At 69.7% G+C, this 13130-nt stretch carries 9 protein-coding genes and 1 pseudogene; 7 read left to right on the top strand and 3 right to left on the bottom strand.

Features of this window, described 5'->3' with window-relative positions; genetic code table 11:
- Positions 1-94 precede the first annotated feature (94 nt).
- The 3 genes from ACVWZ8_RS05875 to ACVWZ8_RS05865 all read left to right on the top strand — a co-directional run bounded on the left by ACVWZ8_RS05875 (position 95) and on the right by ACVWZ8_RS05865 (position 3779).
- Complete coding sequence (locus ACVWZ8_RS05875) at positions 95-1792, top strand: urocanate hydratase (RefSeq protein ID WP_456504093.1); 1698 nt, start codon at positions 95-97, stop codon at positions 1790-1792.
- Between the two features lie 7 nt (positions 1793-1799).
- Positions 1800-3392, top strand: coding sequence for a histidine ammonia-lyase (hutH, locus tag ACVWZ8_RS05870; RefSeq protein ID WP_456504092.1), 1593 nt, complete (start codon positions 1800-1802; stop codon positions 3390-3392).
- Positions 3393-3542: 150 nt separating this feature from the next.
- Complete coding sequence (locus tag ACVWZ8_RS05865; RefSeq protein ID WP_456504091.1) at positions 3543-3779, top strand: hypothetical protein; 237 nt, start codon at positions 3543-3545, stop codon at positions 3777-3779.
- A gap of 125 nt (positions 3780-3904) precedes the next feature.
- Here the strand turns inward: ACVWZ8_RS05865 and hutG are convergent, their stop codons facing one another.
- Together hutG and ACVWZ8_RS05855 are read right to left on the bottom strand one after the other, a co-directional pair.
- Positions 3905-4861: a formimidoylglutamase gene (gene hutG / locus ACVWZ8_RS05860; RefSeq protein WP_426975800.1), complete on the bottom strand. Its 957-nt coding sequence runs from the start codon at positions 4859-4861 to the stop codon at positions 3905-3907.
- Between the two features lie 202 nt (positions 4862-5063).
- Complete coding sequence (locus ACVWZ8_RS05855; RefSeq protein WP_456504090.1) at positions 5064-6509, bottom strand: NCS2 family permease; 1446 nt, start codon at positions 6507-6509, stop codon at positions 5064-5066.
- Between the two features lie 111 nt (positions 6510-6620).
- On the opposite strand from ACVWZ8_RS05855, the gene ACVWZ8_RS05850 reads away from it, so the two are divergent.
- Positions 6621-7316 (top strand): copper resistance CopC family protein, encoded by a 696-nt coding sequence (locus tag ACVWZ8_RS05850; protein ID WP_456504089.1) that lies wholly within the window; start codon positions 6621-6623, stop codon positions 7314-7316.
- 5 nt (positions 7317-7321) lie between these two features.
- Here the strand turns inward: ACVWZ8_RS05850 and ACVWZ8_RS05845 are convergent, their stop codons facing one another.
- The gene (locus tag ACVWZ8_RS05845) at positions 7322-7951 is read right to left on the bottom strand and encodes an FAD-dependent monooxygenase (RefSeq protein ID WP_426975803.1); all 630 of its coding nucleotides are present in this window, start codon (positions 7949-7951) and stop codon (positions 7322-7324) included.
- 603 nt (positions 7952-8554) lie between these two features.
- Between ACVWZ8_RS05845 and ACVWZ8_RS05840 the strand changes: the two are divergent.
- The 3 genes and pseudogenes from ACVWZ8_RS05840 (at position 8555) to ACVWZ8_RS05830 (ending at position 13070) form a co-directional block, all read left to right on the top strand.
- A pseudogene (locus ACVWZ8_RS05840) lies at positions 8555-9509 on the top strand (universal stress protein).
- 39 nt (positions 9510-9548) lie between these two features.
- Positions 9549-12272 (top strand): PEP/pyruvate-binding domain-containing protein, encoded by a 2724-nt coding sequence (locus tag ACVWZ8_RS05835; RefSeq protein ID WP_456504088.1) that lies wholly within the window; start codon positions 9549-9551, stop codon positions 12270-12272.
- A 78-nt stretch (positions 12273-12350) separates the two neighbouring features.
- On the top strand, positions 12351-13070 hold the full coding sequence (locus ACVWZ8_RS05830) for a hypothetical protein (RefSeq protein WP_456504087.1): 720 nt from the start codon (positions 12351-12353) through the stop codon (positions 13068-13070).
- The last annotated feature ends 60 nt before the right edge of the window (positions 13071-13130 follow it).

Raw genomic sequence — 13130 nt, 5'->3', positions numbered from 1 at the left:
CCCACCAACAAGCCCTGTTTCCGCGGCCGCGCACAGGCTTTAGTGGATATAGAACTTCATCCCCCGAACCACCACGAAACTAAAGGAGCCCCTCATGGCACCCGCCGATTTCACCACCGGTGCCCGCCCGGTCAAAGCAGCCCGCGGCACCACGCTCACCGCCAAGAGCTGGCAGACGGAAGCCCCGCTGCGCATGCTCATGAACAACCTGGACCCCGAGGTCGCCGAACGCCCCGATGACCTCGTGGTCTACGGCGGCACCGGCCGCGCCGTCCGCTCCTGGGCCGCCTTCGACGCGATCACCCGCACCCTGGAAACCATGGAAAAGGACGAGACCCTGCTGGTCCAGTCCGGCAAACCGGTCGGCGTCTTCCGCACCAACGAATGGGCGCCGCGGGTGCTCCTGGCCAACTCCAACCTTGTCGGCGACTGGGCAAACTGGCCCGAGTTCCGCCGGCTCGAGGCGGAGGGCCTGATGATGTACGGCCAGATGACCGCCGGGTCCTGGATCTACATCGGCACCCAGGGCATCCTGCAGGGCACCTTCGAGACTTTCGCCGCGATCGCCCGCAAGCTCACCGGAGACGAGGACGGCACCCTCGCCGGCACGCTGACCCTCACCGGCGGCTGCGGCGGCATGGGCGGCGCCCAGCCGCTCGCCGTCACCCTCAACGACGGCGCCTGCCTGATCGTCGACGTCGACGAGAGCCACCTGCGGCGCCGCGCCGGCAAGCGCTACCTCGACGAGGTGGAGACCGACCTCGACGCCGCCATCGCCAAGGTCCTCAAGGCCAAGGAGGAGCGCCGCGGCTGGTCCGTGGGCTACGTCGGCAACGCCGCCGAGGTGTTCCCGGAAATCCTGCGCCGCCACAACGCCGGCGGGCTCACCGTGGACATCGTCACGGACCAGACCTCCGCGCACGATCCCCTGAGCTACCTCCCCGAGGGCATCACCGTGGAGGAATGGCACCGCGAGGCCGCGGCCGATCCGGAGGGCTTCACCAAGAAGGCCCAGGCCTCCATGGCCAAGCACGTCCAGGCCATGGTGGAGTTCCAGGACGCCGGCGCCGAGGTGTTCGACTACGGCAACTCGATCCGCGACGAGGCACGCAAGGGCGGCTACAACCGCGCCTTCGAATTCCCCGGCTTCGTCCCGGCCTACATCCGGCCGCTGTTCTGCGAGGGCCTGGGCCCGTTCCGCTGGGTGGCGCTCTCCGGCGACCCGGAGGACATCGCTGTCACGGACAAGGCCATCAAGGAGCTGTTCCCCGAGAACAAGCACCTGCACCGCTGGATCGACGCCGCGCAGGAGCGCGTCGAGTTCGAGGGCCTGCCGGCCCGCATCTGCTGGCTGGGCTACGGCGACCGTGCCAAGGCCGGACTGCTGTTCAACCAGCTCGTCAAAGAAGGCAAGGTCAAGGCGCCCATCGTGATCGGCCGCGACCACCTCGACTCCGGCTCCGTGGCCTCCCCGTACCGCGAGACCGAGGCCATGGCCGACGGCTCCGACGCAATCGCCGACTGGCCGCTGCTCAACGCGCTGCTCAACACCGCCTCCGGCGCCACCTGGGTCTCCATCCACCACGGCGGCGGCGTGGGCATCGGCCGCTCCATCCACGCCGGCCAGGTCTCCGTCGCCGACGGCACCGACCTCGCCGCCCAGAAGCTCGAACGCCTGCTCACCAACGACCCCGGCATGGGCGTCATCCGCCACGCCGACGCCGGCTACGACCGCGCCGTCGAGGTCGCCCAGGAACGCGGCGTCCGCATCCCGATGAACGAAAGCAATTAGGAACATCATGTCTGTACTGACTCACGAACCGCTCACCGTCACCCTCGGCTCCAGCGGCGTCACCCCCGAGGACGTCGTCGCCGTCGCACGCCACGACGCCAAGGTGACCATTTCGCAGGACGCCCTGGACGCCGTCGCCAAGGTCCGCGCCCACATCGACGACCTCGCCCACAGCGAGGTCCCGGCCTACGGCATCTCCACGGGCTTCGGCGCCCTCGCCAACCGGCACATCCCGAACGAGCTGCGGACCCAGCTGCAGAAGTCGCTGATCCGCAGCCACGCCGCCGGCATGGGCCCGGCCGTGGAACGCGAAGTGGTCCGCGGCATAATGTTCCTGCGCGCCAAGACCCTCGCCTCCGGCCGCACCGGTGTCCGCCCGGTGGTGCTGCAGACCATGGTGGATGTGCTCAACGCCGGCATCACCCCGGTGGTCCGCGAGTTCGGCTCCCTCGGCTGCTCCGGCGACCTCGCCCCCCTGTCCCACTGCGCCCTGGTCCTGATGGGCGAGGGCGAAGCGACAGGACCGGACGGAACGCCCTACGGCGCACGCGGAGAAAGCACTGTCGCCGAACTCCTCGCCGAACACGGGATCGAACCCGTCACCCTCGCCGAGAAGGAGGGCCTGGCGCTCGTCAACGGCACCGAGGGCATGCTTGGCATGCTGCTGATGGCCATCGCGGACATCCGCCAGCTGCTCACGACGGCGGACATCACCGCCGCGCTCAGCGTCGAGGCGCTGCTCGGCACGGACCAGGTGTTCCTGCCCGAGCTGCACGCGGCGCTGCGTCCGCACCCGGGCCAGGCTGCCTCAGCGGACAACATGCTGCGCGTGCTGTCCAACTCCCCGATCGTGGCCTCGCACCGGATCAACGACACCAAGGTGCAGGACGCCTACTCGCTGCGCTGCGCCCCCCAGGTGGCCGGCGCCGTCCGCGACACCGTGGACCACGCCGCCCTGGTCGCCTCCCGCGAACTCGCCGCCGCGATCGACAACCCGGTGGTCCTGCCGGACGGCCGGGTCAGCTCCAACGGCAACTTCCATGGCGCACCGGTGGCCTACGTGCTGGACTTCCTCGCCATCGCCGTCGCGGATCTCAGCTCCATTGCCGAGCGCCGCACGGACCGGATGCTGGACCCGGCCCGCTCGCACGGGCTGCCGGCCTTCCTCGCCGCGGACCCGGGCGTCGATTCCGGCCTCATGATCGCCCAGTACACCCAGGCCGGGCTGGTCTCGGACAACAAGCGGCTGGCCGTTCCGGCGTCGGTGGACTCGATCCCGAGCTCCGCGATGCAGGAGGACCACGTCTCGATGGGCTGGCATGCGGCCCGCAAGCTCCGCCGGTCGGTGGAGAACCTGCGCCGCGTCCTGGCGATCGAACTGGTGACCTCGGCCCGGGCGCTCGATATCCGCACCCAGGTCTCCGGCGGGGAGCTCACGCCGGGGCCGGCGGGCGCCGCCGTGATCGCGGCACTGCGCGACGTCGTCGACGGTCCGGGGACGGACAGGTTCCTCTCGCCGGAACTGGAGGCGGCGGATCTGCTGCTCGCCTCGGGCAAGGTCCGCGCGGCGGCCGAATCCGCCGTCGGAAATCTCGCCTGAGGGAAAACAAAATGCAGTTTCCGTGAACATTTTCCGGCGCCCCCGAAATACTCGGCAACACGGCCAGCGGGGGCCCGGGAAGTGTAGTACTAATGGAGAGTCACACCAATGAAGTTGTGGCGAAGAACATATACAAAGGGGTAGAAGTTCATGAAAGCACGCGGGACGGTTCTGTCCAGGCGCCTGGCATCAGCCGCCACGGTTTCCGACTGGAGAAGCCTCAAGGCCGGAGATCGGGTCGAAATCCTCAAGCACGCACAGGTTTTGGCGGCCGGTGAAGTCGAAGAAGTCTCGGTGAGCGGCAACGTGCTCTGGCTGGTCCCGGCGGGCCCGTCCGAGACGCAGCTTTTCCTGAAGTCCGACGGCGTCCAGGTGCGGCGCAGCTAGCCGCACCCGGCGTCACCACAAGAAGTCCCCGTCTCCCGGACCGGTCCCCGCATCCAGCGGGAACGGTCCGGGAGGCGGGGACTTTTTGCGTTCCGGCAGCCCGTGTCCTTTGGCTCCGCCTCCGCCTACCCCAGCAGCGTAGTGATCAGCCGGGCGGCCACCCTGGCCGTGCGGCCGTCAATGTCGAACTCCGGGTTCAGCTCGGCGACATCCAGGTGCAGGAGTTTCCCGCTCGCCGCGACCTGCCGGCACACGGCGCTGATCACGGGCAGCGGCACACCGTACGCGGCCGGAGCGCTCACGCCCGGGGCCACCGATGCCGGCAGCACGTCCAGGTCGATGGTCAGGTAGAGCGCGTCCACCTGCGCCAGGAACGCCGCCACAAAGGTATGCGCGGTCTCCGCCGAGCAGTCCTCGTCCAGCAGGTAGTCCACGCCGAGCTCCCCGGCAGTGCGGAACAGTGCCTTGGTGTTGTTCGGTTCGGAGATCCCGACGACGGCGTACCTCAGTTCGCGGCCGGCGGCAGCTTCCGCGCGGGCCATCTGCAGGAACGGGGTGCCGGAGCTCGGCACGGGCTCGTCGCGGAGGTCGAAGTGTGCATCCAGGTTCAGCACGCCCACCCGCAGGCCCTCCCGGACCGCGGCCGAGCCGGCCACGCCGAGGTAGCTGGCGAACGCGGTCTCGTGCCCGCCGCCCAGCACCACCGGAAGCCTGCCGGCGTCGAGCAGTCTGCTGATGGCGAGTCCGGCACGGGCCTGGCCGGCCTCCAGGGCGTCCCCGGCCACGGTGACGTCACCGGCGTCGTGCACGTCCCGGGTCAGGTGGAAGGCGAGCGGGCCCAGTGCGGCGCGGATGGCGGCGGGGGCCGCGGCGGCGCCCGTGCGGCCCTTGTTGCGGCGTACCCCGGCGTCGCTGCCGAAGCCAAGGACGACGGCGGCCCGCGTGCCGGATCCGGCCGGAAGAGTGCGCCCGGAGTACGGGGTGACGGCCTGCCACCAGCGGCGGTCCTCGGCGCCGTCGCCGTCGAACCGCCCGGTCCAGGGCTGCGGCGGGATATCGACGGAGAGCGCGGGAGAATCCATGGTCCCAGCTCACCGCAGCCGCGACCCGAAAGCCAGCCGCGCCGCCGTCGGGCTGTCCGGAATCCCGGAAAACTGGCCGAAACGCCGCCGAAACGCCGCCGAGGTGAGACTTCACGCCGATGTCGTGGAGGCAAAGTCAACTAGTCGGACAAACATGGGCGCGAAGTCTCACCTCGGCGGAGGGGATCGGAGGGAGAGGCCCTTAGTGCATCCCGAGGGCGGCTTCGATCGGGCCGATTGCGAAGAACAGCAGGAACGCGGCCGCCACGGCCCACATCAGCGGGTGTACCTCGCGCGCGCGGCCCTGGAAGGTGCGGATCAGGACGAAGGCGATGAAGCCCGCGCCGAGGCCGTTGGCGATTGAGTAGGTGAACGGCATCAGGGTGAAGGTCAGGAAGGCCGGGATCGCGATGCCCCAGTCCTGCCAGTCGATCTTGCCGACCTGGGAGACCATCATGAAGCCGACGACGACGAGGGCCGAGGCGACGGCCTCGAACGGAACCAGGTTGATCAGCGGGGTGAAGAACATGGCGACGAGGAACAGCAGGCCGGTGACGATCGAGGCCAGGCCGGTGCGGGCGCCTTCACCGATGCCGGCACCGGATTCCACGTAGATCTGGTTGGAGGAGACCGACGCGCCGCCGCCGACAATGGCGCCCACGGCGTCGACCATCAGCACGCGGTCAACGTTGGGGATGTTGCCCTCCTTGTCGATCGTGCCGGCCTCCGTGGCCAGGCCCACCATGGTGCCCATGGCGTCGAAGAAGAAGCTCAGCAGGATCACGAAGGCCAGCAGGGCCGCGGCCACGACGCCCAGGTGTTCAAACGCGCCGAAGGGATTGGCCTTGCCGATCAGGGACAGGTCCGGGGCCGCCCAGTCCGTGAACTTCGGGGCCACGAGGGACCAGCCCTGCGGGTTGAAAGGCTTATCCTTCTGAATGCTGGGACCGATGTGCAGGGTGAATTCCAGGACCACGGACAGGATCGTGGAGGTGACGATGCCGATCAGGATCGCGCCCTTGACCTTGCGGACCACGAGGGCGATGGTCAGGATGAGTCCGAAGACGAAGACGAGGGTGGGCCAGCCCAGGAGCTTCCCGTCGAAGCCCAGCCCGACCGGGACGGTGGTGCCGGCGGCGTCCGGGATGCGGCGCACGAAGCCGGCGTTGACCAGGCCGATCAGGGCGATGAACAGGCCGATGCCGACCACGATCGCGGTCTTCAGCCCGTCCGGGACGGCCTTGAACACCGCGGTCCGGAACCCGGTTAGGACCAGGATCAGCATGGTGACGCCGGAAATGACCACTACGCCCATCATGTCCGGCCATGTCAGGCCCGGGTTGGTGGACACCGTGACCGCCACGAACGCGTTGACGCCGAGTCCGGTTGCCAGCGCGAAGGGGTGCTTGGCCCAGGCTCCCATGAGGATGGTCAGGATGCCGGCCACGAACGCGGTGACCGCGGCGACGGCAGGGAAGCCGAGGGTGGCGCCGGAGGAATCGGGACCGGAGAGGATCAGCGGGTTCAGGACCACGATGTAGCTCATGGCGAAGAACGTGGCGAAGCCTCCACGAATCTCGCGCGAGAAGTTCGAGCCCCGCTCGGAAATCCTGAAATACCGGTCGAGCGCAGAGCCCTGCTTGAGCATTAGTCCTCCGGGAGATATGGGTGGTTACCTGAATCCTACTTGGGCGCGGACCCGCCGACCCAGCGATTTCGCCTAGTCTGTTAGCAAGCCAACACGAGGAGTAGTCAGCCCATGCGCCTGATCCGACAGCTGCTGAGCGCCCTGCTCGGTGCCATGATTCTTGCCGCCGCCCTGCTCGGAGCCGCCGCGCCGGCGTCGGCGCACGACACCGAGGAATCGAGCAGTCCGGCATCGGGAGCCACCGTGCCGACGCCGCCGGAAAAGGTCTCGGTCACGTTCAGCAAGAACCCGCTGGCGATAGGTTCGCAGATCGCGGTGACCGACGCCGCGGGGACAAACTGGGCCGACGGCGCCGTGGAGATCGTGGACAACGTCGCCTCGGAGAAGCTCAGGCCCGGTGCCCCTGCCGGGGTGTTCACCGTCGCGTGGCGTGTGGCCAGCTCGGACGGCCACCCCATCGAGGGCAGCTTCACCTTTACCGCGACGTCAGGGGCAGGGGCCGCGGGTTCGGCGCCGGCCGCCGCGGTCCCCACGCTGGGGACGCCCCAACCCGGCCTCACGGCGACACCGACGCCGGCGTCGGGCGCTTCCGAGCCGTTCCCCTTCAGCATCGTGATCTTCGTCGGAACGGCCGTAGGCATCCTGGTCGTCCTGGGCCTGATGGCAAAGCGGCGCCTCGGCCCGGGCAGCGAGGACGACGGCACTGAGTACAGCAGCAGTGACGACAACGGCGCTGCCGACGACGACGGCGGGGAACCGGGCCCCGCGGGCCAGGCCAGCGAAGGCGACCGCAAAACCAAAGAATAGGCCCCCTAGGCAGGTGCCGCCAGGGCAAAGCCGCCGGACAACGTGGACGGAAAGCCGCCCGGGTGGACCTTGGCGGAGATCGCGTGGCCTACCACCTTGGCCTGGCGCAGTACTTCCTTCGGTGTGGGAGTGATGAGCTCGCCGACCCCCACCAGGTACATCCCCAGTGCGTGCATTGCTGCCATCAGGTTCTGCCCGGCGGCCACGCCGAGTTCGGAGAGCATCCGGCGCAGCTGGCTGTGGGCGCAGCGGGTCAGGACAAGATGATCCGCCAGGAGGACGCCGCCCGGGGTGCGGACGGCCCACTGCTTTGCGGGGGACCCGGGACCGCCGGCGTCGAGGTGGTCCAGCTGCAGGGCCCGGATGTTGTTGCGGACGTCCAGCTTGTGGCTCGCGGCGTAGTTGCGCAGATGCCGCAGGATTTCGTTGCGTTCCCGGAGCGTGGCGGCGTCTGCCGCATCGCAGCGCTGCAGGGACGACGTGTTGGCAGGATGGCCCGCGCCCAGCAGATCAAGCCCGTCCACAATGATGGAGTCCACTCCGCGGCGCTGCAGTTCGCTGGCGACCGCGAGTCCGGAAAGGCCCGTGCCGATGATTACCGCGGTGGTCCGCTCGATACCCCCAGGCGCAGGCATGTTCGACACTGCTAGGGTCCCTTCTCGAATGGTGCCAGTCACGGGGCCGTACCCCGGACGCGATCGCTGACCTGGTCCGGACGCCGGCTCCGGTGCGGAGCCGCGTCCTGAAACACGAGTTCTGAAACACTAGTCTCGGTTCAGCGATGCCTCGAAGACTACCTAAGAATCCCTGCCGTGGATAGAGCCAGCCACACATTCCCGAAGTGCGGGCATTTCCGGCCAGTACGCCCCGGACGGACGGCCGAAAACCGCGGGATCCTGCCCCGCCGGACAGCCTGTTAACACTGTGTAAAACCTTCCGTTAACACTGTGTAAAACCTTCGCCGGGCTGCCGCCGCAGGGTGCCCGGCGGCCAGCTTGCCAGTTGCCGATTAACCGAGAATAGTGAGGAAAATCAGGGGTTGTAGCGCGCAGATTCCGGGGCGCGACGCCGGTGGACGGTGCACCCGGGCCCTGCACGCCGACGCCTCTGGCAGAATAGCCGCAACATCAGGCAAGAATCGCGAGGAGGCGGACCCCATGGGCCGAGAACAGGTGCATCCGGACCCGGCAGGGGAAGCCGACGGCGGGCCGTCGGCTCCGCGGGGGATCGTGGTCGGTGTGGACGGTTCAGACCACAGCCAGTGCGCCCTCGTCTGGGCTGCCCGCGAGGCCGAGCGCCGCCAGCGTCCCCTGCATATTGTGACCGCCTACTCCGTCCCGATCTTCGCCGCCTCAGGGCTCGACGGCGGCTACGCCACGGTCGACGACTCGGTGATCCGCGAAGGTGCGGAAGCCATCCTGAAGCAGGCCCTGGACAAGGTCGCCGGCTACAACATCGACGTCGACGCCTCCGTCGAGAACGGTGACGCGTCCGGTGTGCTGCTGGAAATGACCGAGACCGCCGAACTCCTCGTCTTCGGCACCCGCGGCCGCGGCGGCTTTGTCGGCCGGCTGCTCGGTTCCGTCAGCAGCGCCCTGCCGGCCCATGCGAAGTGCCCCACGGTCACAGTGCCTCTGATCTGTGCCGACCGCCTCGGCGAAACCACCGATGACAAGCACGTCCTAGCCGAACGGGCGAAGTCCGGCCGCCAGCCGATCGAGAACGTCGTCGTCGTGGGTGTGGACGGCTCTGAGCAGGCCCGTGTGGCCGTGCTGGAGGCGGCGGCCCAGGCCGAGCGGTTCTCGGCGCCCCTCCGGCTCGTCTGCGCCGTGCCCCAGTACAGCGGATCGCTGGCCTGGGTTCCCACCCCGATGGACCGCGAAGCCCTCTTCGCCGACATCAAGGTCCAGCTCGACGCCGGCGTGGCCTGGCTCAAGAGCCACTTCCCCCGGCTGGCGGTGGAGACGCAGCTCGTGGACGGTTCCCCGGTCGACATGCTTGTCGAGGCCAGCCGGCACGTGGAACTGGTGGTGGTCGGCACCACGCGGCCGCGGCGGGTTCGCGGGAATGCTGCTCGGCTCGACCTCGGACGGCATCCTGCACCACGCCAAGGGCCCCGTCATGGTGATCCCGGACCGGGATGATCCGCGGCTGGCAGACCGGGCAAACTTCGGGCCCATCCTCGGCGACTGACAGACCCGGAATCTTCCGCGCCGAAGGGAGGGCCGGCCGATGGAGCAGCTCCGCAGCCCGGGCACGCCGGGGCGTGCGCCGCGGGATGAGCCGCGGCACCACCTGGTGCTCGGGCTGGCGCTGGTCAGCAAGGACATGCTCCCCGAGGTCGGCGGGAAGGCAGCCAACCTGGGCGAACTGCTGCGCGCCGGGCTGCCGGTGCCGGCCGGGTTCTGCGTGACCACGGAGGCCTACCGGCAGGCCATGGCGCCCGCCGGGCTGGAACAGGTCCACCGCCGACTCACCGCGACCGACGCCGATGACCTCCCGGCACTGGCCGGGCTGGCCGCAACCGCCCGGGGCCTGGCCCTGGACGCCGCCGTCCCTGCCGGAATCGCCGATGCCCTCCGGGCCTCGTATGCGGCGCTCGGGGCGGACATTCCGGTTGCCGTGCGGTCCTCCGCCACGGCCGAGGACCTGCCGTTCGCCAGTTTCGCTGGCCAGCAGGACACGTTCCTGAACGTGGTCGGCGCCGAGGCCGTTATTGCCGCCGTCCGCCAATGCTGGGCCTCGCTGTGGACGGACCGGGCCGTGAGCTACCGCGCCACCCACGGAATCAGCCCCTCGACCGTGGCCCTGGCAGTGGTGGTGCAGGGGATGGTAGACGCCGCCGTCGCCGGGGTGCTTTTCACCGCGAATCCGGTTACCGGGAGGCGGCACGAGGCGGTCATCGATGCCAGCCCCGGCCTCGGAGAGGCGGTGGTCTCCGGGGCGGTCAACCCGGACCACTTCGTCGTGGACGGAGCAAGCCGGAGAATCCTGGAGCGCCGGATCGGCAGCAAGGCCCTGGCCATCCGGTCCCTGCCGGGCGGCGGAACCGAGCGGATTGAACAGTCCGACGGCGCTTCCGCACCCTGCCTGACCGACCCCCAGCTCGCGGCGCTGGAACTGCTCGGCCGCCGCGCGGAGGTGCACTTCGGCTCGCCGCAGGACCTCGAATGGGCCATCGACGGGGACGGCACCGCATGGCTGACCCAGTCCCGCCCCATCACCACGCTCTACCCGCTGCCGGACAAGCCTCCTTCCGGGGACGGGCTGCGCGTCTATCTGTGCTTCAGCCTGGCCCAGGGCCTCACTCGCCCGCTGACCCCGATGGGGCTGGCCGGCTTCCGGCTGATAGCCTCCTCCGTGGCCGTTGCCGCACATTTTGACGTCCCGGAACCGTCCAAGGGCCCTTCCCCCTGTGTCCAGGCGGGACAGCGCATCTTCTTCGACCTGACCCCCGTGGTCCGCAGCTCCACGGGCCGTGCGATTGTCCCGCGCGTGTTCGACGTGATGGAGTCCCGCTCCGCGACGGTGCTGCGCCGGCTCTTCGGGGACCCGCGGTTCTCCGTCACGGTCAGATCCCCCTGGCCGGTCCTGAAGCACGTCGTTCCCGTGGCCGCCCGCGCCCGGGTCCCGGAGTCCCTGCTCCGCGCCTTGTTCCGCCCGGAGGCGGCACTGCGCCACGTGGAACGGTTCGGCGAGCGGTTCAGGGCCGCTCTCGTGGTGCCGGCGGACTCGACGCCGGTCCAGCGGCTGGACCACGCCGAGCGCATCCTGGGCCAGGAGCTCTTCCCGGTGGTCCCCAACGTCATTCCCCTTCCCGCCCTCGGCTTCGCCCTGCTGGCCGCCGCCGGCAAGCTGCTCGGACGCCGCCCCGAACCGGGGGAACTGCAGGCCGTCCTGCGGGGGCTGCCCAACAACGTGACCACCGAGATGGACCTGGCCCTCTGGCAGCTGGCCGCCGCCATCCGGGCCGACGCCGCCTCCGCCTCGGTGTTCGCCGGCACTGCGCTCCCGGAGCTGGTCCGCCGCTACCGGGCCCGTGAGCTTCCCGCCGTCGTGCAGTCCGGGCTCGCCGGTTTCCTGAGCCGCTACGGCCACCGGGCGGTGGCCGAAATCGACCTCGGGATGCCCCGCTGGTCCGATGACCCGGCACATATCCTCGGTGTCCTGGCCAACTATCTGCGGCTGGACGATCCCGCTCTGGCCCCGGACCGCCAGTTCGGCAACGCGGCGCGCCAGGCGGAGGAGCAGGTGGGCAGGCTCGTCGCCGCGGCGGGGGAGCGGAACCGGCTGCGGGGCGCGCTGGTCCGCGCGGCCCTGAAACGGACCCGCCTGTTTGCCGGGCTGCGCGAGCTGCCGAAGTACCACCTCGTGGAGGCCCTGGCCTCAGTGCGGCAGCAGCTCGCCCTGGTCGGGACGGAACTGGCAGCGGCCGGACGCATCCGCGAAGCCGATGACGTTTTCTTCCTGGAGCTTGCCGAGGCCCGCGCTGGCCTGGGCGGAAAACTGCTGCACGGCATCGTGGGGCAGCGCCGCGCCGCCTACGAAGCGGAACTCGGCCGCCGGCACATTCCCCGGGTGCTGCTTTCGGACGGCACCGAGCCCGAGGCCCTGCAGCCCGCCGCCGCCGCCGCGGCGGGCACGCTGCGGGGATCGCCGGCCTCGGCCGGCACCGTCACCGCCAGGGCCCGCGTCATCCTGGACCCGCAGGGGGCCCACCTTGAACCCGGCGAGATCCTCGTCGCGCCGTCCACGGATCCGGGCTGGACGCCACTGTTCCTGACCGCCGGCGGACTCGTCATGGAGATGGGCGGTCCCAACTCCCACGGCGCCGTCGTCGCCCGTGAATACGGAATTCCCGCCGTGGTAGGTGTACCGGACGCCACCACCCGGATTCTCACCGGCCGCAGCATCACGGTCGACGGCGCCGCCGGCACCGTGGTGGCGGCGGGCTGACTCCCGTGGCGCCGGCGGCGTTAGGCCCTTCCCCGGAGCCGGCGTCTCGCTACAGTGAGGCCATGAGTGAGTGGGGCCATGAGTGAAGAGAGCAGCCCGGGCATCCGGACGCCGGCCGACGGCGGACCGGCTCGGCGGCCGCCGTTGCCGGGCACGGACGATCCCTGGCTGCCCGGGTGGCTGGTGCGTCGCCCGCTGACGGCCGGCTGGGTCTGGACGGGAATCTGGGCGGCGCTGATCGTCGCCGATGAATTCCTCGACCTGGCGGGCTGGGCCTGGTACGTCCTGGTCGGGATGGCTGCGCTTCCCACCCTGCTGGCGACGCTGATGCTGCTGCAGGCCACACCGCGCAGATTCCTCAAGCCGCGGAGGGAGTCGGTGCTGGGACATTTCTTCGTCCGCTTCCTGGCCCTGATTGCGGCGTTCCTCGTCTGGGGGCTCTCGGTGGTCATGAGCGCCTCGGTCTCTACGACCATCCAGTCGCTGGTCGGCGCCTCGGAACGGGAGGTCACCTCCTTGGGATTCAACCTGCTGCTGGCAGCGATTCCCCTCGTGGTCTCGGTGCTGTGGCTGGCTTTCATCATCCGTTGTGCCTGGTTCCTCCGCCGGCTACGCGGCTGGAAGCAGGATCCGGCCGGGGCCCGCGTGCCGAAGAAGTTCCTGCGGAGCAGGCCACGGCTCAGACGGGTGGTGCTCGGGCTCGCCCATCCGGGGCTGCTGCTCGTCGCCGGGCTGGGCACCTCCGTCCTCGCGCTCCTGCTGGGAGCAGTCGAGCTGACGCTGTCCGTGCTGCAGTAGCGGTAGCCGCCGCAGCGTTGCCGCATCGTCAGTGTCCCGCAAGGGTGAAGCCGTGATGTT

Source organism: Arthrobacter sp. UYCu723, assembly GCF_054059215.1.
The sequence above is the reverse complement of the archived record's forward strand: the minus strand, read 5'-3'. Positions and strand labels throughout refer to the sequence as shown.